Origin of the sequence: Streptomyces sp. NPDC003035 (assembly GCF_042888285.1) — a bacterium.
Lineage (GTDB): Bacteria > Actinomycetota > Actinomycetes > Streptomycetales > Streptomycetaceae > Streptomyces.
This window is the reverse complement of sequence record NZ_JBIAPJ010000008.1, coordinates 185,228-211,096: the sequence shown is the minus strand read 5'-3', so window position 1 is coordinate 211,096 and position 25,869 is coordinate 185,228. Positions and strand designations below refer to the sequence as shown.

At 72.9% G+C, this 25,869-nt stretch carries 21 protein-coding genes and 2 pseudogenes; 15 read left to right on the top strand and 8 right to left on the bottom strand.

Translation table 11 applies throughout. From position 1 onward, the window contains the following. Positions 1–13: 13 nt before the first annotated feature. The gene (locus tag ACFYV5_RS25710) at positions 14–976 is read left to right on the top strand and encodes a DUF3068 domain-containing protein (RefSeq protein WP_389172266.1); all 963 of its coding nucleotides are present in this window, start codon (positions 14–16) and stop codon (positions 974–976) included. Here ACFYV5_RS25710 and hrpB read toward each other — a convergent pair. Beyond that, positions 960–3,536, bottom strand: a complete 2,577-nt coding sequence (gene hrpB, locus ACFYV5_RS25705) for an ATP-dependent helicase HrpB (RefSeq protein ID WP_389172264.1) — start codon at positions 3,534–3,536, stop codon at positions 960–962. The two genes, ACFYV5_RS25710 and hrpB, sit on opposite strands and share 17 nt — an antisense overlap. Before the next feature lie 90 nt (positions 3,537–3,626). Further along, positions 3,627–4,454, bottom strand: coding sequence for a class I SAM-dependent methyltransferase (locus ACFYV5_RS25700; protein ID WP_355111257.1), 828 nt, complete (start codon positions 4,452–4,454; stop codon positions 3,627–3,629). 345 nt (positions 4,455–4,799) lie between these two features. Here ACFYV5_RS25700 and rpsA point away from each other — a divergent pair, with 345 nt between their 5' ends. The 4 genes and pseudogenes from rpsA to ACFYV5_RS25680 all read left to right on the top strand — a co-directional run bounded on the left by rpsA (position 4,800) and on the right by ACFYV5_RS25680 (position 8,670). After that, positions 4,800–6,308 carry a 30S ribosomal protein S1 gene (gene rpsA, locus ACFYV5_RS25695; protein WP_355111259.1) on the top strand — a complete coding sequence of 503 codons (1,509 nt, stop codon included), beginning with the start codon at positions 4,800–4,802 and terminating at the stop codon, positions 6,306–6,308. Between the two features lie 240 nt (positions 6,309–6,548). Beyond that, a complete protein-coding gene (locus ACFYV5_RS25690) occupies positions 6,549–7,487 on the top strand; it encodes a PAC2 family protein (RefSeq protein WP_389172261.1) in 939 nt (312 codons plus the stop codon). Positions 7,488–7,544: 57 nt separating this feature from the next. After that, complete coding sequence (coaE, locus tag ACFYV5_RS25685; protein ID WP_389172259.1) at positions 7,545–8,153, top strand: dephospho-CoA kinase; 609 nt, start codon at positions 7,545–7,547, stop codon at positions 8,151–8,153. A 149-nt stretch (positions 8,154–8,302) separates the two neighbouring features. Next, positions 8,303–8,670 (top strand): annotated as a pseudogene (locus ACFYV5_RS25680) (tetratricopeptide repeat protein). Between the two features lie 79 nt (positions 8,671–8,749). Here ACFYV5_RS25680 and ACFYV5_RS25675 read toward each other — a convergent pair. Next, positions 8,750–9,022 (bottom strand): DUF6343 family protein, encoded by a 273-nt coding sequence (locus tag ACFYV5_RS25675; protein ID WP_355111266.1) that lies wholly within the window; start codon positions 9,020–9,022, stop codon positions 8,750–8,752. Between the two features lie 109 nt (positions 9,023–9,131). Between ACFYV5_RS25675 and ACFYV5_RS25670 the strand changes: the two are divergent. The 4 genes and pseudogenes from ACFYV5_RS25670 to ACFYV5_RS25655 all read left to right on the top strand — a co-directional run bounded on the left by ACFYV5_RS25670 (position 9,132) and on the right by ACFYV5_RS25655 (position 11,872). After that, positions 9,132–9,826: pseudogene (locus ACFYV5_RS25670) on the top strand (class I SAM-dependent methyltransferase). Positions 9,827–9,925: 99 nt separating this feature from the next. Further along, the gene (locus ACFYV5_RS25665; protein ID WP_389172257.1) at positions 9,926–10,402 is read left to right on the top strand and encodes a DoxX family protein; all 477 of its coding nucleotides are present in this window, start codon (positions 9,926–9,928) and stop codon (positions 10,400–10,402) included. 71 nt (positions 10,403–10,473) lie between these two features. Then, positions 10,474–11,355, top strand: coding sequence for a helix-turn-helix domain-containing protein (locus tag ACFYV5_RS25660; RefSeq protein WP_389172255.1), 882 nt, complete (start codon positions 10,474–10,476; stop codon positions 11,353–11,355). Positions 11,356–11,581: 226 nt separating this feature from the next. Continuing rightward, on the top strand, positions 11,582–11,872 hold the full coding sequence (locus tag ACFYV5_RS25655; RefSeq protein WP_389172253.1) for an alpha/beta fold hydrolase: 291 nt from the start codon (positions 11,582–11,584) through the stop codon (positions 11,870–11,872). 103 nt (positions 11,873–11,975) lie between these two features. On the opposite strand, the gene ACFYV5_RS25650 is transcribed toward ACFYV5_RS25655, so the two are convergent. Beyond that, positions 11,976–12,311, bottom strand: a complete 336-nt coding sequence (locus ACFYV5_RS25650; protein ID WP_389172251.1) for a hypothetical protein — start codon at positions 12,309–12,311, stop codon at positions 11,976–11,978. Positions 12,312–12,499: 188 nt separating this feature from the next. Between ACFYV5_RS25650 and ACFYV5_RS25645 the strand changes: the two genes are divergently transcribed. Genes ACFYV5_RS25645 through ACFYV5_RS25630 form a run of 4 tightly spaced genes read left to right on the top strand, consistent with a single transcriptional unit; the run spans position 12,500 to position 19,407 of the window. After that, entirely contained in the window at positions 12,500–15,421 is a 2,922-nt protein-coding gene (locus tag ACFYV5_RS25645; protein WP_389172249.1) for a DEAD/DEAH box helicase, read from the top strand. Beyond that, positions 15,418–16,692 carry an SWIM zinc finger family protein gene (locus ACFYV5_RS25640; protein ID WP_389172247.1) on the top strand — a complete coding sequence of 425 codons (1,275 nt, stop codon included), beginning with the start codon at positions 15,418–15,420 and terminating at the stop codon, positions 16,690–16,692. Before ACFYV5_RS25645 ends, ACFYV5_RS25640 begins: the two co-directional genes overlap by 4 nt. 43 nt (positions 16,693–16,735) lie before the next feature. Continuing rightward, positions 16,736–17,257: a hypothetical protein gene (locus tag ACFYV5_RS25635; RefSeq protein ID WP_389172245.1), complete on the top strand. Its 522-nt coding sequence runs from the start codon at positions 16,736–16,738 to the stop codon at positions 17,255–17,257. A gap of 8 nt (positions 17,258–17,265) precedes the next feature. After that, positions 17,266–19,407: an ATP-binding protein gene (locus ACFYV5_RS25630; RefSeq protein WP_389172243.1), complete on the top strand. Its 2,142-nt coding sequence runs from the start codon at positions 17,266–17,268 to the stop codon at positions 19,405–19,407. On the opposite strand, the gene ACFYV5_RS25625 is transcribed toward ACFYV5_RS25630, so the two are convergent. After that, entirely contained in the window at positions 19,388–20,779 is a 1,392-nt protein-coding gene (locus ACFYV5_RS25625) for a hypothetical protein (protein ID WP_389172241.1), read from the bottom strand. The two genes, ACFYV5_RS25630 and ACFYV5_RS25625, sit on opposite strands and share 20 nt — an antisense overlap. Before the next feature lie 636 nt (positions 20,780–21,415). On the opposite strand from ACFYV5_RS25625, the gene ACFYV5_RS25620 reads away from it, so the two are divergent. Then, a complete protein-coding gene (locus tag ACFYV5_RS25620) occupies positions 21,416–22,168 on the top strand; it encodes a chaplin family protein (protein ID WP_389172239.1) in 753 nt (250 codons plus the stop codon). 14 nt (positions 22,169–22,182) lie between these two features. Here ACFYV5_RS25620 and ACFYV5_RS25615 read toward each other — a convergent pair whose 3' ends face one another. Together ACFYV5_RS25615 and ACFYV5_RS25610 are read right to left on the bottom strand one after the other, a co-directional pair. Next, positions 22,183–22,842 carry a DUF2293 domain-containing protein gene (locus ACFYV5_RS25615; RefSeq protein WP_389172237.1) on the bottom strand — a complete coding sequence of 220 codons (660 nt, stop codon included), beginning with the start codon at positions 22,840–22,842 and terminating at the stop codon, positions 22,183–22,185. A 71-nt stretch (positions 22,843–22,913) separates the two neighbouring features. Next, positions 22,914–23,372 (bottom strand): hypothetical protein, encoded by a 459-nt coding sequence (locus ACFYV5_RS25610; RefSeq protein WP_355111289.1) that lies wholly within the window; start codon positions 23,370–23,372, stop codon positions 22,914–22,916. 92 nt (positions 23,373–23,464) lie between these two features. Here ACFYV5_RS25610 and ACFYV5_RS25605 point away from each other — a divergent pair, with 92 nt between their 5' ends. Continuing rightward, positions 23,465–24,199, top strand: coding sequence for a hypothetical protein (locus tag ACFYV5_RS25605; protein ID WP_389172235.1), 735 nt, complete (start codon positions 23,465–23,467; stop codon positions 24,197–24,199). Between the two features lie 381 nt (positions 24,200–24,580). Here ACFYV5_RS25605 and ACFYV5_RS25600 read toward each other — a convergent pair whose 3' ends face one another. Further along, entirely contained in the window at positions 24,581–25,792 is a 1,212-nt protein-coding gene (locus ACFYV5_RS25600; RefSeq protein WP_389172233.1) for a pyridoxal phosphate-dependent aminotransferase, read from the bottom strand. Between the last annotated feature and the right edge of the window lie 77 nt (positions 25,793–25,869).

Here is a 25,869-nt window from a genome sequence, read left to right as displayed (position 1 = left end):
GAGGAGCCAGTCCATGCGCCGCCGAGCCAGCCTCGTCCTGCTCTCCTTCGCCGTGTTCCTCGCCGCGATGGCCCCCACCCTGCGGTGGTACGTCTTCCCCCGCGTGGTGAAGATCCCGCCGAACCAGTACCAGGAGATCGTTCTGGAGGCGAAGCCCGCCACCCTCGTCGACTACTCGACCCTCACGGCCAAGGAGGTCGAGAAGCTGACGATCGTCCAGACCCTCAAGGGCAATGTGGAGGAGTCGAAGAGGATCGAGCGTGACGCCGGCCGCGACGTCGTCGTGTGGGACGCGCTCACCTACATCACCGGCCCCGACGGCAAGATGGTCTCCCAGATCCCCGAGCGCTACATCTTCGACGCCCACACCCAGGACCCGGTCAACGCCACCGGCGCGATGGTCGACGGCGACCCCGTCCGGCGCGAGGGCATCGAGTTCAAGTGGCCCTTCCTCACCGAGAAGCGGGACTACCAGTACTACGACGCCCGATCCCGCACCACGGCCCCCATCCACTACCAGGGCACCCGCACCTTCCGCGGGATGGAGGTCTACTACTTCGAGCAGACCATCCCCTGGACCAAGGTCCCCATGCCCAAGACGATGCCCGTGAAAGGCATCACCCCGGAGGTGATCGCCCAGACGGGTATGACCATCTGGTACACCACCAAGCGGATGTTCTGGGTCGATCCGGTCACCGGCGCTCCCGTCAACGGCGAGGAGATCCACAAGGAGGAGCTCCGCAACGACAAGACCGGCTGGAAGGTCACCGCGTTCTCCGGTCATGTGAAGATGCGCGAGGACTACATCCGGTCCACCGTCGAACTCGTCGAGACCAACCGGACGGTGGTCCTGCTCGTCACCTCCTATCTGCCGTGGACGTTCGTCACCCTAGCTCTCGCCCTGCTCGCCCTCGCGCTTTGGCTGGAGGCCCGCGGCCGGCGCCCCGAGCCCGCGCCCGCTATCCCTCCCTCCTGAGCCGCGCGCTGGTGTGCCGGGTCGGCTCCGCCGCGGCGGGGTCCTCCGGCCACGGGTGCTTGGGATAGCGCCCGCGCAGCTCCGCCCGCACCGAGCGGTAGCCCTCTCGCCAGAACGAGGCGAGATCGGCGGTGACGGCCGCCGGGCGGCCGGCGGGGGAGAGGAGATGGACCACGACCGGCGTCCCCGCCACCTCCGGCGTCTCGGCCAGGCCGAACATCTCCTGCAACTTGACCGCGAGCACCGGCTGTTCGCCGCTGTAGTCGACCCGTATCCGTGAACCGCTCGGAACCTCGATCCGCTCGGGCGCCAACTCGCCGAGCCGGCCCGCCTCGCCCGTCGCCCAGGGCAGCAGGCGCTGGAGCGCCTGCCCCGCGTCGATCCGGCCGAGATCGGTCCGGCGCCGCGCCCGGGACAGCTCGGGCTCCAGCCACTCCTCGGCCCGGTCGAGCAGGGACTCCTCCGAGACCTCCGGCCAGGGCGCGCCCAGGACCCGGTACAGAAAGCCCAGCCGCTCTCTCAGCTCCCGCGAATCCCTGCTCCACCGCAGCAGCCCGAGCCCCTCGCGCCGCAGTCCGTCCAGCAGCGCCGCCCGTACGAGCGCGGGATCGGCGCTGTCCCTGAGCGGACGCGCGGTGAGTTCGACGGCGCCCAGCCGGGACACGGTCCGCGCGACCACGTCCCCGTCCTCCCAATGGACCTCCTCTCCCTCCTCCAGCAGATGCCCGGCGGCGGCCCGCGCCACCGCCTCGTCCACCACGGCCGCCAGCCGCACCCGGGCCGTGGCGCTCCGCACCGGCCGGTCCGCCACGGCCACGGCCAGCCAGGGGGCGCTGCGCAGCCCCGACCCCTCGGAGAGCTCGGCGCCCGTCCCCGACACCATCAGGAACCCGCCGCCCTCCCGGGCCCTGGCCACCCGCTCGGGAAACGCCAGCGCCGTCACAAGTCCGGCCACCGCGTCGTCACCACCCCCCGTCACGGCGCCGGTGCCGTCGCCACCCGGGCCCGGTCCGCCCGGTCCGCCCGGTCCTGCCTCTGCGGCCGACCGCTCCAGGCGCCGAGCCTCCGCCCTCCAGCGCGCCCCGTACGCGTCGCCGCCCCGCCGCGCCGCACGCCAGGCTCCCGCCAGGTCGTCGCCGTACTCCCGGGGCGGCTCCTCGCTCAACAGCGCCACCACCTCGGCCGCCCGCCGGACGCCCACCTCCGGCGCACCGTCCAGCAGCGCCCGGGCCAGCCGCGGATGCACCCCCAGCCGCGACATCCGTATGCCCCGCTCCGTGGCCCGGCCCTCCTCGTCCACCGCTCCGGCCGCCGTCAGCGCGGCACGCGCCGCCGCCATCGCCCCGGCCGGCGGGGCGTCCAGGAGCGCCAGCCCCCGCGCGGCGGGATCGCCCCAGCACGCCGCCCGCAGGGCGAACGAGGCAAGGTCCGCGATCTCGATCTCGGGGGAGGGGAAGCGCGATCGGCGCCCGTCGTCCGCCTCCGCCCAGCAGCGGTACACGATGCCGAACGTCTCCCGTCCCGCCCGCCCGGAGCGCTGCGTCGCCCCCGCGACCGACACCGGCACCGTGGCGAGAGACCCGAGCCCCCGGGCGTGGTCCATCCGCGGCTCGCGCGCCAGGCCCGAGTCCACGACGATCCGCACGCCCGGCACGGTGAGGCTCGACTCCGCCACGGAGGTCGCGAGGATCACCCTCCGCCGTCCGCCGGGCTCGGCCCCGCGCAGCACCGCGTCCTGCACAGCCGCCGGCGCGCGCCCGTGCAGCTGGAGCACGTCGGCGTCGAGGTCGGCCAGCATCCCCGCCGTCCGCGCGATCTCCCCCGTGCCGGGCAGGAAACAGAGGACGTCGCCGTCGTGCCGCTCGCAGGCGAGCCGCACCGTCGCCGCCACATGGCGCAGGAGCGCGGGGTCCACCCAGGTGCCGTGCGCCGGCCGGACACCGGCGGGCGGCGCGGTGAAGAACACGCGGTACCCGTGCCCCTCTCCCTTTCCCCACACGATCGGCGCCGGACCGCTGCCGTCCAGGACCGTCAGAAGCTGGGCCCACGCCTCGGCGTCGCTGGTGGCCGAGGCGGCGATCAGCCGGAGCTCCGGCCGCAGCGTCGCCCGGACGTCCACCAGGAACGCCATCGCCGTGTCCGCGTCCAGATGGCGCTCATGGCACTCGTCGAGCAGCACCACGTCCACGCCCGCCAGCTCCGGATCGCGCTGGAGCCGCTGAAGCAGCACGCCCGTGGTCACCACCTCGACGCGGGTCGCCGGCCCGGCCCTGCGCTCACCGCGGACCGAGAAGCCGACGGCGTCGCCGACCTCCTGCCCCAACAGCCACGCCATCCGTCGCGCGGCCGCCCGCACCGCCATCCGGCGCGGCTCGGCCACCACCACCCGCCGCCGCGGGCCGTCCCCTATGAGGCCCGCGAGCGCGAGGGGCACCAGCGTCGTCTTGCCGGTGCCGGGAGGCGCGTACAGCACCGCCGTGCCGCGCTCGTCGAGTGCGGTCAGCAGCTCGGGGACGGCATGGCGGACAGGGAGACGGTCGAGTGCGTCGTGTCGGATCACGCACTCAGTCTCGTACGTCGTCGCCGGCGCCGGGCCCGGCTGTCCACAGGCCCTGTCCTTTCATATGACGAATGGGGTGCTCGTCCGCCGTCAGTCCCTCTCGCACACGAAGATCGCCGTGCCCGGGATCAGATTCCCCCGCAGCGGAGACCAGCCGCCCCACTCCTGGCTGTTCCAGGCCGGCCACTCCGGCTCCACCAGATCCACCAGCCGGAAGCCGCCGGCCACCACGTCCCTCACCCGGTCGCCGATCGTCCGGTGGTGCTCCACGTAGACGGCGCGCCCCTGCTCGTCCTGCTCCACATAAGGAGTGCGGTCGAAATACGAGGACGCGACCGACAGGCCTTCCGGGCCGGGCTCGTCCGGGAACGCCCAGCGGATCGGGTGTGTCACCGAGAAGACCCACCGGCCACCGGGCCGCAGTACCCGGCGCACCTCGCGGAACACCTTGACCGGGTCCGCCACGAACGGCACCGCGCCGTACGCCGAGCACGCCAGATCGAAAGAGCCGTCGAGGAAGGGCAGCGCTCCGGCGTCCGCCTCGACCAGGGGCACGTCCTCGCCGATCCGCAGCGCGTGCTGGAGCTGCCGGTGCGAGAGGTCGAGAGCCACCGGCCGCGCCCCCTGCGCCGCCAGCCAGCGCGAGCACTGCGCCGCCCCCGCGCCGATCTCCAGGACGTCGAGCCCCTTCAGCGAGCCGGCCGGTCCGAGCAGACCGGCCTCGGCCTCGTCGAGACCCTCGGGGCCCCAGACGAACCGGTCGTCCCCGAGGAAGGCCCCGTGCTCGTTCTGGTACTCGTCCGCGTTCCGGTCCCACCACCCACGGCTCGCCCGGCTGCTCTCCGCGTCGCCGGCGTCGCGCCGGGTCGCCTCCGGCTCGTCCTCGTGTCCGTCTTCCTGTTCGTACTCTTGGTTCATCTCGCCCGTCGATGTAGTTTGCGCACAGCGCGGCTGCGTCGCCCCGGCCAGGACGGCCTGGAAGGACATGAGTTGTGCCGGTTATGCGGTGATCCGCCCCGGGTGCGCGCTTCGCGCATTGACCCTGTCCGGCTGCCCCCGTATGCTAAAGGTTGCGCTGCGGGCCTGCGCGCCTCAGACGGAGCAGGCCGCGCTCGCACGGTTGTATGTCCCCTCGGTTCTCGAGGCGCCCCACCGTTCAGTCGGTAAGGCGCTTCATTGGCTGTCCGGCTTCTTCGGTGCGATACGGGCTCACGGCGTAGCAGTACCTACGACTTTCTGTCCGTAACCGGAGCCCTTTCCCACATGACGAGCAGCACCGAGACCACCGCCACCACCCCGCAGGTTGCGGTCAACGACATCGGTAACGAGGAAGCCTTCCTCGCCGCGATCGACGAGACGATCAAGTACTTCAACGACGGCGACATCGTCGACGGCGTCATCGTGAAGGTCGACCGGGACGAGGTCCTGCTCGACATCGGTTACAAGACCGAAGGTGTCATCCCGAGCCGCGAGCTCTCGATCAAGCACGACGTCGACCCGAACGAGGTCGTCAAGGTCGGCGACGAGATCGAAGCCCTTGTTCTCCAGAAGGAGGACAAGGAAGGCCGCCTGATCCTCTCGAAGAAGCGCGCCCAGTACGAGCGCGCCTGGGGCACCATCGAGAAGATCAAGGAAGAGGACGGCATCGTCACCGGTACCGTCATCGAGGTCGTCAAGGGTGGTCTCATCCTCGACATCGGCCTCCGTGGCTTCCTGCCGGCCTCCCTCGTCGAGATGCGTCGTGTCCGCGACCTCCAGCCCTACGTGGGCAAGGAGCTCGAGGCCAAGATCATCGAGCTGGACAAGAACCGCAACAACGTGGTCCTGTCCCGCCGCGCCTGGCTCGAGCAGACCCAGTCCGAGGTTCGCCAGACCTTCCTCACGACCCTCCAGAAGGGTCAGGTCCGCTCCGGCGTCGTTTCCTCGATCGTCAACTTCGGTGCCTTCGTGGACCTGGGTGGCGTCGACGGCCTCGTGCACGTCTCCGAGCTGTCCTGGAAGCACATCGACCACCCGTCCGAGGTTGTCGAGGTCGGCCAGGAGGTCACCGTCGAGGTTCTCGACGTGGACATGGACCGCGAGCGTGTCTCCCTGTCGCTGAAGGCGACGCAGGAGGACCCGTGGCAGCAGTTCGCCCGTACGCACCAGATCGGTCAGGTCGTCCCGGGTAAGGTCACCAAGCTGGTTCCGTTCGGTGCGTTCGTCCGCGTGGACGAGGGCATCGAGGGTCTGGTCCACATCTCCGAGCTGGCCGAGCGCCACGTGGAGATCCCGGAGCAGGTCGTCCAGGTCAACGACGAGATCTTCGTCAAGGTCATCGACATCGACCTCGAGCGTCGCCGGATCTCGCTGTCCCTGAAGCAGGCCAACGAGTCCTTCGGTGCCGACCCGGCGTCGGTCGAGTTCGACCCGACCCTGTACGGCATGGCCGCGTCCTACGACGACCAGGGCAACTACATCTACCCCGAGGGCTTCGACCCCGAGACCAACGACTGGCTCGAGGGCTACGAGACCCAGCGCGAGGCCTGGGAGACCCAGTACGCCGAGGCGCAGCAGCGCTTCGAGCAGCACCAGGCTCAGGTCATCAAGTCCCGCGAGGCCGACGAGGCCGCCGCTGCCGAGGGCGCTGCCGCCCCGGCCGCCGGTGGCAACGCCGGTGCGGGCATCTCGGGTGGTTCGTACTCCTCGGAGTCGGACGACAACTCCGGCGCCCTGGCGTCGGACGAGGCCCTGGCTGCCCTGCGCGAGAAGCTGGCCGGCGGCCAGAGCTGAATCGGCTCTGCTGCTAGGCACTAGCTAGCCAACGATCGAGGCCCGCTCCCCTTCGGGGGGCGGGCCTCAGTCGTTTCCCAGGGGGGTAACCGTTTCCCGGGGACAAGCGTTTCCCGGCGGCGGGTCGCTCCACGCGTGCGTGCTCGGGCGCTGACACTCCGTCCACGAAAACCGGTGCCGGGGGAATGACCTCGCGCCGAAGGGCGTTCTTTCCTAGGAACACGAGGAGGAGCGGTAATCGTGCTTGATCCCCAGGATTTGTACGAATGGGACCAGAAGGGCCTGGCCGTGGTGGACCTGGCCCTGGCGCAGGAGTCGGCCGGGCTGGTCATGCTCTACCACTTCGACGGCTACATCGACGCGGGCGAGGCCGGCGAGCAGATCGTCGAGCGCCTGCTGGACACGCTGCCGCACCAGGTGGTGGCCCGCTTCGACCACGACCGGCTCGTCGACTACCGCGCCCGCCGACCGCTGCTCACCTTCCGCCGCGACCGCTGGACGGCGTACGAGACGCCCGCCCTCGAAGTCCGGCTCGTCCAGGACGCCACCGGCGCGCCCTTCCTCCTGCTCTCCGGCCCCGAGCCGGACGTCGAGTGGGAGCGCTTCTCCGCCGCCGTCCGTCAGATCGTGGAGCGCCTCGGTGTGCGCCTGTCCGTGAACTTCCATGGCATCCCCATGGGCGTCCCGCACACCCGCCCCGTCGGCCTCACCCCGCACGGCAGCCGCACGGACCTCATGCCCGGCCACCGCAGCCCCTTCGACGAGGCGCAGGTGCCCGGCAGCGCCGAGTCGCTCGTCGAGTTCCGGCTCACGGAGTCCGGCCACGACACCCTCGGCGTCGCGGCCCACGTCCCGCACTACCTCGCCCGCTCCTCCTACCCCGACGCGGCACTGACCGTCCTGGAGGCCATCACGGCCGCCACCGGGCTCGTCCTGCCCGGCGTCGCGCACGCGCTGCGCACGGAGGCCCGGCGCACCCAGACCGAGATCGAACGCCAGATCGGCGAGGGCGACGAGGAGCTGACGGCCCTCGTCCAGGGTCTTGAGCACCAGTACGACGCGGTGGCGGGCGCCGAGACCCGGGGCAGCCTGGTCGCGGAGCCCGTGGACCTGCCGTCGGCGGACGAACTGGGCCGCGAGTTCGAGCGCTTCCTCGCCGAGCGGGAAGGCGACGGCTAGCGCCTGTCTCCGGGCCCGGCGGGGCGGAGGAGGCACGAGGGTCCTAAGCTGCCGCTCATGCTGAAGGTGGGCCTGACCGGCGGTATCGGCGCCGGCAAGAGTGCAGTGTCGCGGCTTCTCGTCTCGTACGGGGCTGTGCTGATCGACGCCGACAAGATCGCGCGCGAGGTCGTCGAGCCCGGGACACCCGGGCTCGCGGCCGTCGTGGAGGCCTTCGGGGCGGAGGTCCTGACCGGCACGGGCGCTCTGGACCGGGCGAAGCTCGGGTCCATCGTGTTCTCCGACTCCGACCGTCTCGCCACCCTGAACGCCATCGTCCATCCCCTCGTCGGCGCCCGCTCCGCCGAGCTGGAGAGCGCCGCGGGGCCGGACGACGTCGTCGTCCACGACGTGCCCCTCCTCACCGAGAACGGCCTCGCCCCGCTCTACGACCTGGTCGTCGTCGTGGACGCGTCCCCCGAGACCCAGCTCGACCGGCTCGTACGGCTGCGCGGCATGGCCGAGTCCGAGGCGCGGGCCCGGATGGCGGCCCAGGCCACGCGCGAGGAGCGGCGGGCGATCGCGGACCTCGTCATCGACAACGACGGGCCGCTGGAGGCGCTGGAACCGCAGGTCCGCACGGTCTGGGCGGAGCTGACGCGGCGGGCGGCCGCCGAGCGTCGGTGAGGCGACCGGGGAAGTGGTGGGAGCAGCACCGATCACCCGCGCTCCGGGATGGGTAGGGATCGCGAAGGCGACAGTCGGATCGTATTCCGGTACGGAATACGGCTCCCGTACGCGCTGTTGCACCCCCGGAGCAAGGGAAGGATGCCACCGTGGCCGAGAGGAACCCGGAAACCCACGTCATCGACTTCCGCGCCGCCGAGCAGCTGCTGGCCGCGCGGGATCCTCGCGGCGCGGTCAAGCTGCTCGACTCGGTGATCGCCGCCCACCCCGAGAACACCGCGGCACGGCTGCTGCGAGCCCGGGCCTTCTTCGCCGCGGCCCAGCTGCGGCCCGCGGAGCTCGAATCGAACTCGTCCTCGAGCGCGAACCCGACAACGCGTTCGCGCACTTCGCACTCGCCCGCACGTTTCAGCGCTCCGGCCGCCCCGGCCAGGCGACCCGGCACTTCCGGCTGGCGGCCGCGCTCGACCCCAAGCCGGAGTACCTCCAGGCCGCCCGTTTCAGCACGGAGGACTGAGCCGCCGCCCGGGGGCGCCGCCCGGGGGCGCCGCCCGGGGGCGCCGCCCCGGGGGCGCCGGACCGGCGGTGCGGGCGCCTCAGCGACGGCCCCGGCCGCCGTGGTCGGGCTCGTAGGGCGGGACGTCCCGCCCCGGCTGCCAGTGCGGCCCCTGGCGAATGTGGTGCAGCACCATCGACAGGTCGACCGCGGCCACCACGAACAGCACTCCGCAAGCCGCCGCCCACCCCGGCCTGCCGACCAGGGCGAACATCGTGGTGCCGAAGACCGCCCAGACCACACCCCACAGGCTCAGCCAGAACCGCATCCGCAGGGCACTGCGCGCGGTCGCGGGCTCACTCCCAGTACGCATGACCGTCTCATCTCCTGTCCAAGGTCTACCCCCGCAGGGGAGGGGTGAACGGGCCCGGGCGCGGGAACGGCCGCGCGGGCGCCGTCGTTCTCCCGGCATGAGCGGACGGATGCGTGAGGGGCACGGAGGGACAGGGCCGGGATCCATCACCCCGGACGGATGCGCGGTGGAGGTCTACCGGCGCCTCGGGGTCGGGAGCGAGCCCGAGGTGATCGAGGCCGCCGTGCCGGCCAGCGCCTCGCTTCTGGACTGGGCTGCGGCGCAGGGCGGGTGACGGGGCCTCTGGTGCGGCGTGGTTTCGCGGTGACGGCCGTGGACGAGTCGGCCGAGATGCTCGATGCGCTCAAGGAGCGGGTGGCCGGTGCGGAGACGGTGCGGAGCCCGATCGAATCCCTGCGGCTGGAGCGGCGGTTCGACGTGGTGATGCTCGCCTCGTACCTCGTGCACACCGCCGACCACCGCACCCGGCAGGCGCTCCTGGAGACCTGCAGACGGCACGTGCGGGACGACGGCTGCGTCCTGATCCAGCGTGAGGGCGAAGGATGGCACCGGGAGGTGCCGCGCGAGCGCGAGGACCCGGGCGGCTGCACGGTACGGATCCTGTCGGCGGACCCGGTCGGGGACGGCGTCAACTCGGTCCTCGCCGAGTATGTCTTCCCGGACCTGCGCTGGACCCAGACCTTCCTTTCCCGGCCCCTGAGCAAGGAGGACTTCGAACGGTATCTGGGCGAGGCCGGACTCGCGGTGGACGCCTATCTCACGGACGACGGTACGTGGGTCAGGGCTCGCCCCAAGTCCCCCTGAAAAAGATCGAGTCGGGCGCTCCGGCGGCGATGAGTTTCCGGCGCCCGGCCCGTCTACCCCTGTGAAAGCGAACGCACCGCCGACACAAGGGGACCACCCATGAGCACCGACATCGCCGCCACGACCGCTGCCGCCACGACCGCCCCTTCCGGTGCCGCCGCCTCCGGGACCACGAGGCGCGGGCGGCTGAGCCGCCGCGCCGACATCACCGTCCGCGTGTTCCAGATCCTGCTCGCGCTTGCCTTCGCGATCCCGAGCGCCGCGCCGAAGCTCGTCGGCCACTGGTCGGCCGCCGAGTCCTTCGACAAGATCGGCTGGGGCGACTGGCTGATGTACACCGTCGGCGCCCTGGAGCTCGCCGGAGCCGTCGCGCTGGTGATCCCGGTGCTGTCCAGCGCCGCGGCCACGGCGCTCACCGGCCTGATGATCGGAGCCTGCATCACCCAGCTGACCGTCTTCGACGGCCAGTACGCCCTGACGCCTGTCCTCTTCGCCGTGCCCCTGATCGTGATCGCCTGGACGCGCCGCCACCACAACAAGGAGCTCCTCGCGCTGGTCCTCCGCCGTCGGGTGTGAGGCGACGCGCGACGGGGGATCCGGGCTCCGGCGGGGGAGCCACGGAAGCGGTACGTACGGGGGGAGGCGGGATGGACCGGGAAGTCCGCGGCGTCGACGAGTTGCTCCGCAGTGAGGCCGTACGCGAGCGGCGTGGGGCGCTCCGCCGGCGGATCGAGACCGCCGGGATCACCGTCCACGACATCCTCCGCTGCGAGGACCGGACGGTGTTCGTCGGACCGGGGTACGAGGAGCGGCACACCGTGGTCCTGACCCGGTCCGGCGGGTATCTGCGGCGGATCGCGGGCGAGGAGTTCTTCGTCGACCCGACCGGCGGCTATCTGACCCGCCCCGGAGACGAACACCACGTGGCCCATTCGGTCGGTCCCGGCGACCGCTCCACCGAGATCCTCATCGGCGAACAGCTCTTCGCGGACCGCTTCGACGGCCGGCCCAGCGACCGCAGGCTCTCCGTCACCGGCACCACCGACCTGCACCACCGCGCCCTCCTGGCCGCAGCCCGCCGCGGCGCCGATCCCTTCGAACTGGCCGAACGGCTCCACCGGTTACTGGACCTGGTCGCCACCTCCGCCGGCCACTGGCGCACCGACACCACCGCCCGCCCCTCCACCGCGCGCGTGCACGGCGATCTGGTCCGCGACACCTGCGCCGCCCTGGCCACCGGAATCCCGGCGCTCCGCCTCTCCCTGGAGGAACTGGCCCGTGTCGTCGGGGTCTCCCCGCACCATCTGAGCCGGGTCTTCCGTTCCGTCACCGGGGCGACCCTCACGCGCTACCGCAACGAACTGCGTGTCCGCGGCGTCCTGCACGCCATCGAGGAGGGCGAGGGCAGCCTGCGGACCCTCTCGTACGCCTACGGATTCGCCGACCAGGCCCACCTGACCAGGACGTGCCGCAGCCACACGGGTCAGGTTCCCAGCGCCGTACGGAGTCTTCTCGCGGATCGCGCATGAATCTTCAACGCCCCCGGGGCGGGCGGCCCGCAGGATGGCGGCGGCCGGGAACCCCGGCCGGCGCCGTGACACCGGCGGCACCACGTCTTCCGAGCGGGGGAACGATGACCCTTCTGGCCCGAGCCGGCATGACCATGGCGGCCGTCCTGACGGCCGCCGCGTGTGTCGGCTCCGCCCCCGGCAGCGCCGCCGGCGCCGCGCCCGGGCCGTGCAGCGGATCAGGCCGGTGGACGTCTGGCCGTTCGAACGGGAGACGGCGGGCGACCAGGGCATCCCGCGCACCTGCCTGCCCTGGCCGGCCTCCCGCCCCCACCGGGCGGCGCCGGGACGCACGCTGACCATGCCGGTCCTGCTTCTGGCGGGAGACCGGGACCTGTCCACGCCGGTGCGGTGGGCCCGCGAGGCCGCCGCGGCGACCCCCCGGGCCGAACTGGTCGTGCTGGAGGGCGTCGGTCACTCCACGCAGAGCCGAAGCGACGCGGGGGCGCGAGCGGCCACGGAGTTCCTGCTCCGTTAGGAGCGGGTGGCACCCCGTGAGGTGCCACCCGCGCGCGACGGAGCGCCACGCCCGGGACGGGGGTCCGGGCGTGGCGCGCCGTCGTGCGCGGGGGCGGTCGTTTCTAGTGGACGACGGTGTAGCTGCGCCAGGGGGCGGTCCCGGGCACGATCGAGTCGGCCGAGCGGGTGGGGACGTAGATGGGCTCCGAGCCCCGGCAGTCCCGGGTCGGGTACATGATGATGTCGACCAGCGTCCGGTTCTCGATACTCGTCGCGCCGGCCGGCGCGAGCCGGTGGCACCCCCTGACCGACGGGCTCGTCACCGTGACCGCCACCTCGTTCCCGGTCTCGTAGGTGATCGTTCCCACTGCCGAGCGGCCGAGGCCGGAGCAGCCCGCGACGCCGAGCGTCAGGAGCGCGGCCCCGGCGGCGATGCCGAGACGCCGGTGAACGGACATGGCGGATCCTCGTCTGTCGGGGAGGCGACGGACGCCCCGTTTCCCGTCACCCTGCCGCCTGCCGGGCGGGCTGTCACCCGCTGCTGGGCCGCCCGGGCGAAGCGGCGCGAGACCCCGTTGTCAGACCCCACCCGTAAGGTCGGAGGTCCAGTCGGATTCCGTCGCGGAACGGGGAGGTGAGCAGCGCCGTGACACACACCTGGCAGACCAGTGCCGCCGTCTTCCTGCCGGCCGCCCTGCCCCGCGACGGGCGGGTCGCGTTCTGGGCGCCCGACGGCGGCGAGCTGCCCCCGCTTCTCCCCCCGTCCCCGCCCGCGAACCTGCCGCCGTCCGCCGACCGGAGCCCGGTGACGCCCCTCGGCGGCGAAGGCCCCGGCGCCCGGGTCGCCGAGCTCACCGTCGTACGCCGCCACGGCGCCGGAGTCCGCAGCCGCACGGTCCCCGCCGTGATCCTCGGCGTCGCCGAAGCCCTGCCCCATCTGGTCGCCGCCCGCCACCACCCGGCCGTCCACCCCGCCACCGCCTGCTGGGGCGCCGCCGCCCTGCACGCCCTGCAGCTCGTCGCGCGAGGACGCCTGCTGCCCGGGCTCACCGCCGACGACCTGGACGCCTGGCGGGCGGGCCCGCTGGACGCCGACGACATCGCCCACCTGCGGGCCGTCGCCGCCGCCATGCCCCACGAAGCCCACGCCGCGCCCGTCCCCGGCCGCAGCCCGCTCCAACTGCCCGAGCCCGAGGCGCTGGTACGGGCCTTCCTCGACGCGGTCGCCGACACCCTGCCCCGTACCCCCGCCGCGGCCCACGCGGCCGGCGCGCCCTTCGCCGCGCGCACCGCGCAGCACCTGCCCCGCGCGCGTGCCTGGGCGGCCGAGGCCGCCGCCGGCATGGACGCCGGGGTCCGGGTCTCGCTCCGCCTCGACCTTGCCGGGCACGAACTCTTCGACATCGCCGAGGAAGGCGGCGACGAGCGGCACGCCGCCGCGGCGCTCCTCCAGATCCACAGCCTCGCCGACCCCACCCTCGTCATCGACGCCGCCGACCTCTGGGCGGGCGGCGGCGACGACCTCTTCGGGCCGCGCGCCCGGATCGACGCCGTCCTCGCGCTGCGCCGCGCGGCCCGTGTCTGGTCCCCGCTCGGCAGGCTCCTGGAGCGAGACGTCCCCGATGCCCTCGCCCTCACCGAGGACGAGCTGTACGAGCTGCTCGGTCCCGCCGCCGCCCGCCTCGCCGACGCCGGGATCGCCGTCCACTGGCCCCGCGAGCTGGCCCGCTCGCTCAGCGCCTCCGCCGTGGTCCGGCCGCCGCTGTCCGCCCCCGGCTCCGCCACCGACGGCACGACCTTCTTCGACAGCGAGGAACTGCTCCGCTTCAACTGGCAGCTCGCCCTGGACGGAGACCCGCTCACCGAGCGGGAGATGGACGCCCTCGCCGAGTCCCACCGGCCCATCGTGCGGCTGCGCGACCAGTGGGTCGTCGTCGACCCCGACCTCGTCCGCAAGGCCCGCAAGCGGGAACTGGGCCTGCTGGAGCCCGTCGACGCCCTCGCCGTCGCCCTCACCGGCACCGCGGAGGTGGACGGCGAGACCGTCCGCGCCGTGCCCGTAGGAGCCCTCGCGACCCTGCGGGACCGGCTCGTCGCCGGCCCCGAGGAGGTCACCGCGCCCGCCGGCCTGGACGCCACCCTGCGCGACTACCAGCTGCGCGGCCTGGCCTGGCTCGACCTGATGACCTCGCTCGGGCTCGGCGGCTGCCTCGCCGACGACATGGGCCTCGGCAAGACCGTCACCCTCATCGCCCTCCATCTGCGCCGCGCCCGCCGCGCGCCCACCCTGGTCGTCTGCCCCGCCTCCCTGCTCGGCAACTGGCAGCGGGAGATCCAGCGCTTCGCCCCCGGCGTACCCGTGCGCCGCTTCCACGGCGCCGACCGTTCCCTGGACGGGCTCGACGCCGGCTCCGGCACCGGCGGGTTCGTCCTCACCACCTACGGCACCCTGCGCACCAGCGCCCCTCAACTGGCCGCCCAGGAATGGGGCATGGTCGTCGCCGACGAGGCCCAGCACGTCAAGAACCCCTTCTCCGCGACGGCCAAGGCGCTGCGCACCATCCCGACACCGGCCAGGGTCGCCCTCACCGGCACCCCCGTGGAGAACAACCTCTCCGAGCTGTGGGCCCTGCTTGACTGGACCACCCCCGGCCTCCTCGGCCCCCTCAAGGCCTTCCGCTCCCGCCACGCCCGCGCCGTGGAGAACAGCGAGGAGATCGAGAACGACGAGGCCGTCGAGCGCCTCGCCCGCCTCGTCAGGCCCTTCCTGCTGCGCCGCCGCAAGTCGGACCCCGGCATCGTCCCCGAGCTGCCGCCCAAGACCGAGTCCGATCACCCCGTGGCGCTCACCCGCGAACAGGCGTCGCTCTACGAGGCGGTGGTCCGCGAGACCATGGCGCAGATCGAGGGCGCCGAGGGCATCGCCCGTCGCGGGCTCATCATGAAGCTGCTCACCTCGCTCAAGCAGATCTGCAACCATCCCGCCCAGTACCTCAAGGAGCAGACCGCCAAGGGGGGCGGCACGGCACGGCTCGCCGGCCGCTCGGGCAAGCTCGCCCTGCTCGACGAACTCCTCGACACGATCCTCGCCGAGGACGGCGCCGTGCTCGTCTTCACCCAGTACGTCTCCATGGCCCGGCTCCTCGCCGACCACCTGGCCGCCCGGGCGATCCCGGCCCAACTGCTGCACGGGGGCACGCCCGTGGCCGAGCGGGAGCGGATGGTGGACCGCTTCCAGTCCGGCGAGGTGCCCGTCTTCCTGCTCTCGCTGAAGGCGGCGGGCACCGGGCTCAACCTCACCCGGGCCGGACACGTCGTCCACTACGACCGCTGGTGGAACCCGGCCGTCGAGGAGCAGGCCACCGACCGGGCCTACCGCATCGGACAGACCCAGCCGGTCCAGGTCCACCGGCTGATCGCCGAGGGCACCGTGGAGGACAGCATCGCCGAGATGCTCCGCGCCAAGCGGGCCCTGGCGGACGCCATCCTCGGCTCCGGAGAGGCCGCCCTGACCGAGCTGACCGACCGCGAACTGGCGGACCTCGTCTCGCTGAGGAGGCCGTCGTGAACCGCAGACCCCCGGCCGGACGGTTCGCCGGCCCGCGCCACGACGACCGGCGCCGTACGTTCCCGGCGCTCGCCCCGCGCGAGGCCCCCGACGGCCGCTTCGCCTCCACCTGGTGGGGCAACGCATGGGTGGAGGCCCTGGAGGACACCGCCCTCGACGCCGCCCGCCTCGCCCGCGGCAAGGCGTACGCCGGGCGCGGTCACGTCGACGCGATCACGGTCACCCCCGGCCGGGTCGTCGCCTACGTCCACGGCACGCGCCCCCGCCCGTACCGCACCGAGATCCGGCTGCGCACGCTCGGCGACGACGGCTGGGAGCGCTTCCTGGACGAGGTCGCCGCGCGGCCCGACCACATCGCCGCCCTGCTCGACAAGGACGTCCCCCACGCCGTCGAGGCCGTCACGGGACTCCTGCCCGCGCCCGGGGACCTCGTCCCCGACTGCTCCTGCCCGGATGACGGCTTCCCCTGCAAGCACGCCGCCGCCCTCTGCTACCAGTCGGCACGGCTCCTCGACGAGGACCCCTTCGTCCTCTTCCTCATGCGGGGACGCGGCGAGCAGGAGATCCTCGCCGCCCTCACCCAGCGCAACGCGGCCCGCTCCGCGGCCGAGAAGACAGCGTCGGCGCCGCCGATGGCCACGGTTCCGGCCCGCGCCGCCCTCGCCGCGCTCACCGGTCACGCCCTGCCGTCGCTTCCCCCGCCGCTCCCCGTCCCGGCGCATCCCGGCCGGCCCCCGGCCTACCCACCGGACCCCGACGCCCCGGATCCTCTCGCCCTGGACCTGCTCGCCATGGAGGCGGCCGCCCGCGCCCACACCTTCCTGGTCACCGGACGCGACCCCGTCGCCGCGCTCACGCCCTGGCAGGACGCCGTACGGCTGGCCGCCGCGCACCCCGGCTCCGGTCTCACCGCCTCCACCCGTGCGCTCTACCGCGACCTCGCGTACGCCCTCGACCGCACACCCACCGACCTGGCCCGCGCCGTCGCCGCCTGGCGGCAGGGCGGCCTCGCCGGGCTGACCGTCCTGGAAGAGCCCTGGGACCCGCCCGCCGGCCCCTTCGACCGGGCCCGCCCCGCCCTGCTCGCTGCCGACTTCCCCGCCTTCCGCCCCTGGCGCAACCGGCTGTCGACGCGCTCGCTCCAGCTCCGCTTCGGACGCGACGGGCTCTGGTACGGGTACGAGTCGGACGCCGACCGCGAGGACTGGTGGCCGCGCGGCACGCCGGACCCCGACCCCGTCGGCGCACTCACCGATCTGCTGGGACGCTGACCGATAGGCTGGCGACTCGCGTCGATCGTTCGAAGGGGGCCTGGTGGAAGCCGAGTTGGTGGCACTGGCGACGGCGGGGGCGACCGCGCTCGTCCAGCAGATGGTGGGCGACGGCTGGGAGCGGGCCCGGACGCGTGTCGCCGCGTTCTTCGCCGGCCGCTTCGGTGCCGACGCGGAGTCGGTCGGCGCCGAACTGGACGCCGTACGGGGCGAACTGCTCGACGCCGCACGGAGTGACGACGAGGACGCGGCGGCCGACGCGCGCGCCGAAGCCCTCGCCGAATGGCGGGCCCGTATGCGCCGCAGCCTTCGCGACGATCCCGACGCGGCGGCCGAGCTGCGCGAGATCCTCGCGGAGTTGACGGGCGACGGGGCGGGGGAGGGGACGGGGGAGACGACCCTCCAGGTGACCAACACCATCAACGATGGGTCCTACCACGGCCTCGTGATCCAGACCGGCCTGATCGGCACCCTGCGGAACAGCGGTGGAGGCGGAGGGGGCCAGGTGGGGCAGGCCGGGCAGCTTCCCGCGCCGCGGAGTGCGCCGGACGGCCAGGGCCGGTGAGGCCCACCGTGCACAACGACCTCAGCGGCACCGTCCACGGCCCGGTCGTCCAGGCCCAGCACATCGGCACGCTGACACTCCACGAGGCCGTCGTCCCGGCGCTCGTCCCCGGCGCCCCGGTTCCGCGGTTACTCCCGCCGCCCACCCGCCACTTCACGGACCGGCACGCCGAACTGGAGCGGCTGACCGCCCTCCTGGAGGAGGACGACGAGACGCCACGGCTGGTTGTTCTCTCCGGGCCCGGCGGCATCGGGAAGTCGGCGACCGCGCTCCACTTCGCCGCCCGGCTCTCTTCCCGCTACGACGGCGGCCAGCTCCACGCGGATCTGCGCGGCGACTCCGCGAGCACCGCCCAGAGCCCGTCCACCGTCCTCGCCCGCTTTCTGCGCGCGCTGGGCGTGGCCGCGCCGTACGTCCCGGCCGACGAGCAGGAGCAGATCGACTGGTTCCGGTCGCTGACCGCCGACCGTCGGCTGCTCGTCGTGCTCGACAACGCCCACTCCGTGGCCCAGGTGCTCCCGCTGCTGCCCGCCGCACCCGGATCGCTCACCCTCGTCACCAGCCGGCGTCGGCTCTCCGGGCTCGTGCGCGCGGGCGCCCATCACGTCGAGCTGCCACCCCTCGGACCGGCGGACGCCACGCTCCTCCTCTCCCGTCTCGCAGGCCGCCCCCCTGCCGGAACCGGGACCGGGACCGATGCGGGCGCCTCCGCGGTCGCCCGGCGGTGCGGCGGACTGCCGCTCGCCCTGTGCATGGCCGGCGAGCGACTCGCCGTACGGACACACCTGACCTGGGACCAGCTGGAGCGTGACATGGCAGCCGCGGCCGCACCACACGACGCCACCTCGCCGGAGCCGGGGAGTGACCCGGTCACCGCCACCGCCGACGCCTCCTACCGGGACCTCGGTCCCGACGAGGCCCGCCTCTACCGGCTCGGCGCGCTGCGCCCCTGGGCGGGCCTGACCGCGCCGGCCGCCGCCGCCCTCCTCGACGTACCCGAAGCGCGCGCCGCCGACCTGCTCGAAGGGCTCGCCGGACTCCACCTCGTCGAGGAGTACGCGCCTGGGCGGTACCGCTACCACGACCTCCTGCGCGCCGACGCCGAACGGCGCGCGCTGCGCGAGGACGGCGCCGGGGAGGCCGCCCGGGCCGTGGGCCGGCTGCTCCGCCACCACCTCCGGACGGCGGCCGCGGCAGATGCCCGCGTGATGCCGGGCCGTTGGCACCTGGGACCGGTCTACCACCGCCTGCCCGTGGACGACGGCTCCGTCGGCAGCATCATCGACGCCCCCTCCGGCACGCCCACCGACGGCGCCTCGGCCGCCGCCTGGCAGCTCATGGAGCGCGAGAACCTCGTCGAGGCGGTGCGGACCGCCGACCACTTCGGATTCGACGAGCTCACCTGGCAGCTGTGCGAGGCGCTGTGGAGCCTCTTCCTCCGTCAGGGCTTCCACCACGACTGGATCGCCACCCACCGCCTCGGTGTCCAGGCAGCGGCGCGCTGCCTTGACGTGCCCGAGGCGGAGGGACGGATGCACACCCAGCTCGGCTTCGCCCATCTCGGCCTCGGTAGCTTCGAAGAGGCCGAACGCTGCTTCGAGGCGGCCGCCGAGGCGGACCGGCGCTGTGGGCACCGCCGCGGCGAGGCGACCGCCGTCGAGTCGCAGGGGCTCGTACGGCTGCGGCAGGGGCGGTACGCGGAGGCTGCCGAGTGCTTCGAGCGTGCCCGCGCCCTCACCGACGATCCGCGCGCCGGGGCCCTCCTCGAACACCACCTGGGCCGTGCCCTGTCCGGCCAGGGCCGCCACGCCGAGGCGGCCGACCGGCTGCGGCACGCCCGGGACCTGATGCGAGCGCTGCCCGACCCGTACAACGAGGCGCGTGTCCTGACCAGCCTCGGCGAGGCCGCGCTCGCCGCCGGCGACCTCGGTGCGGCGTCCGGGCATCTCGCCGAGGCGGCCGAGCGGATGGCGCGCGAGGCCGCGCCCGTCCAGCTGGCGGCGATCGCGGAACTGCGGGCGCTCGCCGCCGGTTCGGAGGAGGAACGGCGGCGCTTCCTGACGGAGGCCGCCGAGCGGCACGAGGCGCTGGGGTCGCCCACGGCCGCGAGCCTGCGCGCGGAGCTCGCCGCTATGAGCCGACGGAGCTGACCGGCCCGGCGGGACCGCCCTGGCCGGTCGGGCCGCCCTGACCGACCGGGCCGTCCGGATCGATACGGCAATCGCCGTTCCGTACGTCGACGCGATGCCTGGTTCCTCCCGTCATCACCGTCATGCCGTCGGCGAGGGCGCCCAGGGGACGGCCGCTCTCCCGCCAGGCGTGGAGGGCGGAGGCGTAGACGGCGGGATCGCACGGGTCGGGGAACCCGTCCGGGCCCGGGCGGGCGGTCAGCACCAGGTTGGCGCCCTCGCGGGTACGGACGAGGCAGCCGTCCCTGCCGGTCACGACCACGGCGAGCGTCGCGTGCGGCCGCTCCCGCAGCAGTTCGGCGGCGCGTGGCCCGGGAGGGGCGGGGGAGCGTTCCACCACCAGATCCGCCAGGGCGAGCCGGTCGGTCTCACGTGTCGCGTCGTCCACGACGGTGTGCGCGTCGTCGGCCGGCGGCAGCTCGGGCTCGGAGTCCGGGGACGCGTACCGGGTGACGGCGATCTCGGGCACGGACGAGGACGGCTCGCGGACCGAGGTGAGGACGCGCAGCGGAACGCTGACCGCGGAGGTGAGGCCGTCCGGTATGCCGAGGGGCTCCAGCCGGGCGGGCTCCTCGGGCTCGGGGAGCCGCAGGAGGTCGTGGAAGAGCGTCCGTAGCAGCCCGGCCGAGGCGCCAGGGGCGGACGTGGTCTGTGCGGCGAGTCCGTCGTGGCGACCCGGTGTGTGGGCTTCCCGTACGGACTCCAGTCGGGCGCGCAGGGGTTCCCCCGACCGCAGATGCGGCGCGGTCCGGCCGAGCGCGGCGACGGGCGAGGCCGGGTCGAGTTCCTCGTGGGGGAACGCGCCGAGCAGGACGGGCAGGCCGAGTGCGGCGGCGTAGAAGGTGACGGAGCCGTGGTCCCCGATGACGCAGTCCGCGGCGGCGAGGGTCTGCCGCCAGGGCCCGAGCGGGTCGATGAGCGTCAGACCGGCGTCGGCGGCCCGCCGGAGCCAGCGACGCACCTGACCGGGGCCGTGGCCGTACCAGATGTTGGGGTGCAGGACGGCGCAGAGCCGGTACTCGTCGACGGGCAGCGTCCCCGTCAACTCCCGGAGCAGCGCGGGGAACCGTTCGCTGCCGAGGAGGGAGCCACGGCCCCAGGTGGAGTTCAGTACGACAAGGGTCCGGCCGTCGTCGACGCCGAGGGCGCGGCGCAGCGCGGGGCGGCGGTCACGCAGGGCGAGCAGCCGGTCGAAGCACGGATCCCCGGCGAGGACCGCCGTGTCGGCGGCCTCGGGGCAGGCCGTGGTGAGGCGCTGGAGCTGTTCCGGGTGGGAGAGCACGGTCGCGGTGGCGAGGGGCTTCCCCTCGTGCAGCAGCCACTCGGGATCCATCCCGAAGACCGGCACGCAGCCCGGCCCCGAGCCCGCCGACTGCTCTGCCCCCGGCCGCCCGGTGTCCGGTGTCCGGTGTCCGGTGTTGCCAGCCTCTTATTGTAGCCAGCGCCGTGCGAGAGGACGATCAACTTCCCCTGAAAATGATGGAGGTCACCGCCGTAGCTGGCGCTGATCGCCAGATCCACCGGCGTCCGCGTCGCCTGCTCCCAGGGCAGGACCGGCAGCCCCGCCTCCGCCAGCAGCTCCGGCACGCCCGCGAGAAACGGCGAGGATCCGGTACAGGTCGCCACGCACTGCACGTCCAGCGCGTCGTCGAACAGCGGCAGCACATCGAGCAGCCGGGTCGCGGACGTGACGTTGTGTACGACGAACAGCACCGTGCGCGTGGCGGCGCGGGTCGTCCAGCGCGCCGCATCGGGCCCCACCGGCACCCTGAGTCCCCGCCCGCCCATGCTCACCCCCTCGCCGCGCCACGATAACCCCCTCGAACGGAGCCGGTGATTCCCCGTTCGTTCGAGGTCACACCCACTCGATGGAGTGAAACACGCCAACGGCCTGATCCGGCCGGGTCCGGATCGCGTTAATTGCGGGTACGGGCGAATGCCCGTGAAAACCTCCGGAAGGCAGGAAGCCATGAGGCAGATTCGCCGAAGTGGTCTGGCCACACTGATGGTCACGGGTGGCGCGCTCGCGCTCTCGGCGGGCGCCGCGCACGCCGACTCCGGCGCCCAGGGCGCTGCGGTCGATTCGCCGGGAGTGATCTCCGGCAACACCGTTCAGCTGCCGGTGCATGTCCCGGTCAACGTCTGCGGCAACACCGTCAACGTCGTCGGACTGCTCAACCCGGCCATGGGCAACCGCTGCGAGAACACCACCGCGTCCGACGGCTACGGCTCGGACGCGGACGGGGGCGGGGGCGGCCGGCACAAGGACTTGCCCGGCACGCCGCACACCGGTGGGAAGACCGGCGGGGGCGCGTCCAACGGCGGCGGCTCCTCCGCCGAGGGCGTCGCCCGGAACTCCCCCGGGGTGCTCTCCGGCAATGGCATCCAGCTGCCGATCGACCTCCCCGTGAACGTCAGCGGCAACTCGGTCAACGTCGTCGGCATCGGCAACCCCGCCTTCGGCAACACCTCGGTCAACGGCCCCGGCCGGCCCGAGACGCCCGGTGAGCAGCCGAAGCCGCAGGAGCCCGGCAAGCCGTCGCCCGCCCCGGGTGACGACGCGGAGGGATCCGCCCCGGCGCCCGGCCCGCAGGCCGGCTCGGTCGGGCTCGCCGACACCGGCTCGGACCTGGTCGGCTACGCCGCCTCGGCCGGCGCGGCGCTCCTGCTCGGCGGCGCGCTGGTCTACCGCCGCGCCCGCCGCGTGGGCGCGCAGGGCTGAGGCCCACGCGGGCCTTATGCACGACGCCAGGCCCGGAGTACCGCCTCGATGGCCGGTGCCACCCTCGTCCGGGCCTGGTGGCGGGGTACTCCCCGCATGAGCAGCGAGTCGTACTCGGTGTCGATGTGACGTACGGCCGCCCGCACGGCGGCGGTGACCGCGCCCCGGTCCAGTGCCCTTCCGGCCGCCGTACGTCCCACCCGGCCGCTGCCCTTCTGCGCGGCGTGCGCCGCGATGTCCGCGGCCCGGTCGGCCGGGCAGGACGGAAACAGCCGTAGGATCTCGGCCTCCAGCGCCGCCGTGACCTCCACGTCCCGTTCCGCGCGCCGCGCCGCGTCACGGGCCCGCCGTCGCGCCCGTGCCTCCGCGTCCGCCAGACAGGCCGTCTCCGCCCGGGCGAGCGCGGCTTCCTCGACGAGCAGCCCCTGACGCTCGTACCGGGTACGGCGCCGGTTGTGCCGTACGACCACCGCCCACAGCGAACTGGCTTCGCGGGCCCGGCGAGTGAGGGCGGTGTTCCCGCGACGCAGGAACACCAGATGGCCGAGGTCGGCGCAGTCCAGGCAGACCGGTGCGTTGAACTCGACGATCATCCGCTCCAGCGGCCCCTGACGGCACTCCGAGCAGCGGCGGCGCTTCAGCGGTTCGACGACGACGGGTGCGACCAGGTCCATACGGACCTCTTTCCCTCCTCTTTCCCTCCGGCACCGTTCACCCTCCGGCACCGTTCACCCTCCGGCACCGTTCAGCGCACGCCGGGAGCGGCCGCGGCGATGAACCCGTCGAGCGCCCCCTTCGCCTGCCGGGACCGCAGGGCGCGCTCCTCCTCGTCGGCCGCCTCGTGCATGCAGCTGGTGATCTGGAAGGCGGACTCGGCCAGTTGGCGGGTGTCCGGGGCGTCACAGACCAGCTGGACACGGAAGAGAGCCTGGCTTGCCGCGGTGCGGTGATGGTACGAGGCGAAGCGCGCCGCCTCGGCCCGCTCCGAACCGGGGTCCTGAGCGGCGCTGAACCAGCGGTCGTGCTGGCTGCGCCGGAAGTCGACGACCGCGCCCGCGAACGCGCTGTACGCCGCGATCCGTTCCTGGCGCAGCTGCTCGGTGCGGGCCAGCACGGCCGTGCGCTCGGCGGCCCGGCCCTGGAACCAGTGCGTGGCGATCACGCCCAGCAGGGTCCCCGCCACGGCGATCAGTGCCGTCCCCATGATCGGTCGCTCCTCGGAAAGCTCAACAGAATGCTCAACCGGCGTCAATAATCGTTCGATTACTCGTCACGGACCGGACTAGGGTCCGTCGCGTGGCAACGAAACTCAATCAGATCATCGCAGTGGAGAAGGGCGTCAAGTCCAGGGCGCATCAGGACCTGACGGCGGCGCACCACGGGCTGCAGAAGCCCGCGCTGCTCGCCGGCATCTCCCGTACGTACCAGCCGAAGGACGAGGAGGGCGAGCAGCTTCCGCCCGAGTCGACGCTGGTGCAGGTGAAGGCCGAGGACGTGCTGCGCGACACCGCGCGGGCGCTGACCCGGCTGTTCGATGTCACGGCCACCAAGGACTGGGCCAACTGCGAGGCGCGCGCGGACGTCACCGTCGACGGGCGCGTGCTGGTGAGCCAGGTGCCCGTCGCGTATCTCCTCTTCCTGGAGAAGCAGCTGACGGACATCAACACCTTCGTCCGCAAGCTGCCCGTCCTCGACGCGGCCGAGTCCTGGACGCAGGACCCGTCGACCGACGCGTGGAAGACCGAGGTCGTCCGCACGGTGCGGACGAAGAAGGTGCCGCGCAACCACGTCAAGGCGGAGGCGACCGACAAGCACCCGGCGCAGGTCGAGGTGTACTACGAGGACGTGCCGGTCGGCTACTGGACCACGGTCAAGTTCTCCGGCGCGCTGCCCGCCCGGCGGGTCAACGAGCTTCTGGAGCGGGTGGAGAAGCTCCAGCAGGCGGTGAAGTTCGCCCGTGAGGAGGCGAACAGCGCCGAGGTCACCGACCAGCGGGTCGGCGACGCCGTCTTCGGCTACCTCTTCGGGTAACAGGGGACAGCGGGGAACGACGGGGGACACCCACAGACTCCCCGGCCACAGAACACGGCCGGGGTGCGCGAGGAGCGCAAAGCTGAAGATGAGGCTTGTCGTGAATGCGCGGCCCTTCTGACGAGGGTCGCGATCAAACTCAGACTATTGCTCCAGATTCAGCATCCGCCGCTCATCGCCGGATCGACCGGGCCCGGGCCCTGGTGCGTCGAAATGCCAGTTCGAATCTGGTCCGCCGAGCTCGATCGGCGGTGGTCCAATGGCAGGACGCGACGCAATGACGACTGACCCGGGTTCTCAAGCGTGCCGGCGTGTGATGTGAGCGGCATCCACAGGGTCCGGGGGCAGGCTACGCCCTCGGACCCGCTCCCGTTCCGGGCCCTATTGCCGGTAGCCGCTCAGGAAACGGCCGATGCGGCTGATCGCCGCGTCGAGATCGTCGGCGTACGGGAGCGTCAGGATGCGGAAGTGGTCCGGTCGCGGCCAGTTGAAGCCGGTGCCCTGCACCACCTGGATCTTCTCGCGCAGCAGCAGGTCGAGGACGAACTTCTCGTCGTCGTGGATCCTGTGCACCTTCGGGTCCAGGCGCGGGAAGGCGTAGAGCGCGCCCTTCGGCTTCACACAGGAGACACCCGGGATCTCGTTGAGCTTCTCCCACGCCTTGTCGCGCTGCTCCCGCAGCCTGCCGCCCGGCGCGGTCAGCTCGTGGATCGACTGCCGGCCGCCGAGCGCGGCCTGAATGGCGTACTGCGCGGGGGCGTTCGGGCACAGCCGCATGGAGGCGAGCATCGTCAGCCCCTCCAGGTAGCTCTTCGCGTGCTGCTGCGGACCGCTGACGACCAGCCAGCCGGAGCGGAAGCCCGCCACCCGGTACGTCTTCGACAGACCGCCGAAGGTGAGGACGACCAGGTCGGGGGCGAGGGAGGCGGCCGGGTGGTGGACGGCCTCGTCGTAGACGATCTGGTCGTAGATCTCGTCGGCGAAGACCATCAGCCCGTGGCGGCGGGCGAGATCGAGGATGCCCTCGACGATCTCGCGCGGATACACCGCGCCCGTGGGGTTGTTGGGGTTGATGATGACGACGGCCCGGGTCCGGTCGGTGATCTTCGCGGCCATGTCGGCGAGGTCCGGGTACCAGTCGGCCGACTCGTCGCACAGGTAGTGCACGGCCTTGCCGCCCGCCAGGGTGGTCGCCGCCGTCCATAGAGGGAAGTCGGGCGCGGGGATCAGGACCTCGTCGCCGTCCTCCAGGAGCGCTTGGACGGCCATGGAGACCAGCTCGGAGACGCCGTTGCCGAGAAAGACGTCGTCGACGTCGACCTCCGGCAGTCCCATGGCCTGGTAGCGCTGGGCGACGGCGCGACGGGCGGAGAGGATGCCGCGGGAGTCGGTGTAGCCGTGCGCCTTCGGGAGCATCCGGATCATGTCCTGGACGATCTCCTCCGGCGCCTCGAAGCCGAAGAGCGCGGGGTTGCCGGTGTTGAGGCGCAGGACGCTGTGGCCCGCCTCCTCCAGGGCGTTGGCGTGCTCGATGACCGGGCCGCGAATCTCGTAGCAGACCTCGCTCAGCTTGCTCGACTGCCGGAACTCCATGCGACGACCTCCCAGAAGGATTGATGCTTGGTTTTACCAAGTTCGAGCTTGGAAAGTCCAACAACTTGTCTAGACTG

Coding starts and splice junctions, on each gene's coding strand:
- ACFYV5_RS25600 (WP_389172233.1), bottom strand. CDS start 25,792: ATGGAGTTCCGGCAGTCGAGCAAGCTGAGCGAGGTCTGCTACGAGATT.
- ACFYV5_RS25700 (WP_355111257.1), bottom strand. CDS start 4,454: ATGAACCAAGAGTACGAACAGGAAGACGGACACGAGGACGAGCCGGAG.
- ACFYV5_RS25615 (WP_389172237.1), bottom strand. CDS start 22,842: ATGGACCTGGTCGCACCCGTCGTCGTCGAACCGCTGAAGCGCCGCCGC.
- ACFYV5_RS25660 (WP_389172255.1), top strand. CDS start 10,474: ATGGACCGGGAAGTCCGCGGCGTCGACGAGTTGCTCCGCAGTGAGGCC.
- ACFYV5_RS25610 (WP_355111289.1), bottom strand. CDS start 23,372: ATGGGGACGGCACTGATCGCCGTGGCGGGGACCCTGCTGGGCGTGATC.
- ACFYV5_RS25665 (WP_389172257.1), top strand. CDS start 9,926: ATGAGCACCGACATCGCCGCCACGACCGCTGCCGCCACGACCGCCCCT.
- ACFYV5_RS25675 (WP_355111266.1), bottom strand. CDS start 9,022: ATGCGTACTGGGAGTGAGCCCGCGACCGCGCGCAGTGCCCTGCGGATG.
- coaE (WP_389172259.1), top strand. CDS start 7,545: ATGCTGAAGGTGGGCCTGACCGGCGGTATCGGCGCCGGCAAGAGTGCA.
- ACFYV5_RS25620 (WP_389172239.1), top strand. CDS start 21,416: ATGAGGCAGATTCGCCGAAGTGGTCTGGCCACACTGATGGTCACGGGT.
- ACFYV5_RS25625 (WP_389172241.1), bottom strand. CDS start 20,779: ATGGATCCCGAGTGGCTGCTGCACGAGGGGAAGCCCCTCGCCACCGCG.
- rpsA (WP_355111259.1), top strand. CDS start 4,800: ATGACGAGCAGCACCGAGACCACCGCCACCACCCCGCAGGTTGCGGTC.
- ACFYV5_RS25710 (WP_389172266.1), top strand. CDS start 14: ATGCGCCGCCGAGCCAGCCTCGTCCTGCTCTCCTTCGCCGTGTTCCTC.
- ACFYV5_RS25650 (WP_389172251.1), bottom strand. CDS start 12,311: ATGTCCGTTCACCGGCGTCTCGGCATCGCCGCCGGGGCCGCGCTCCTG.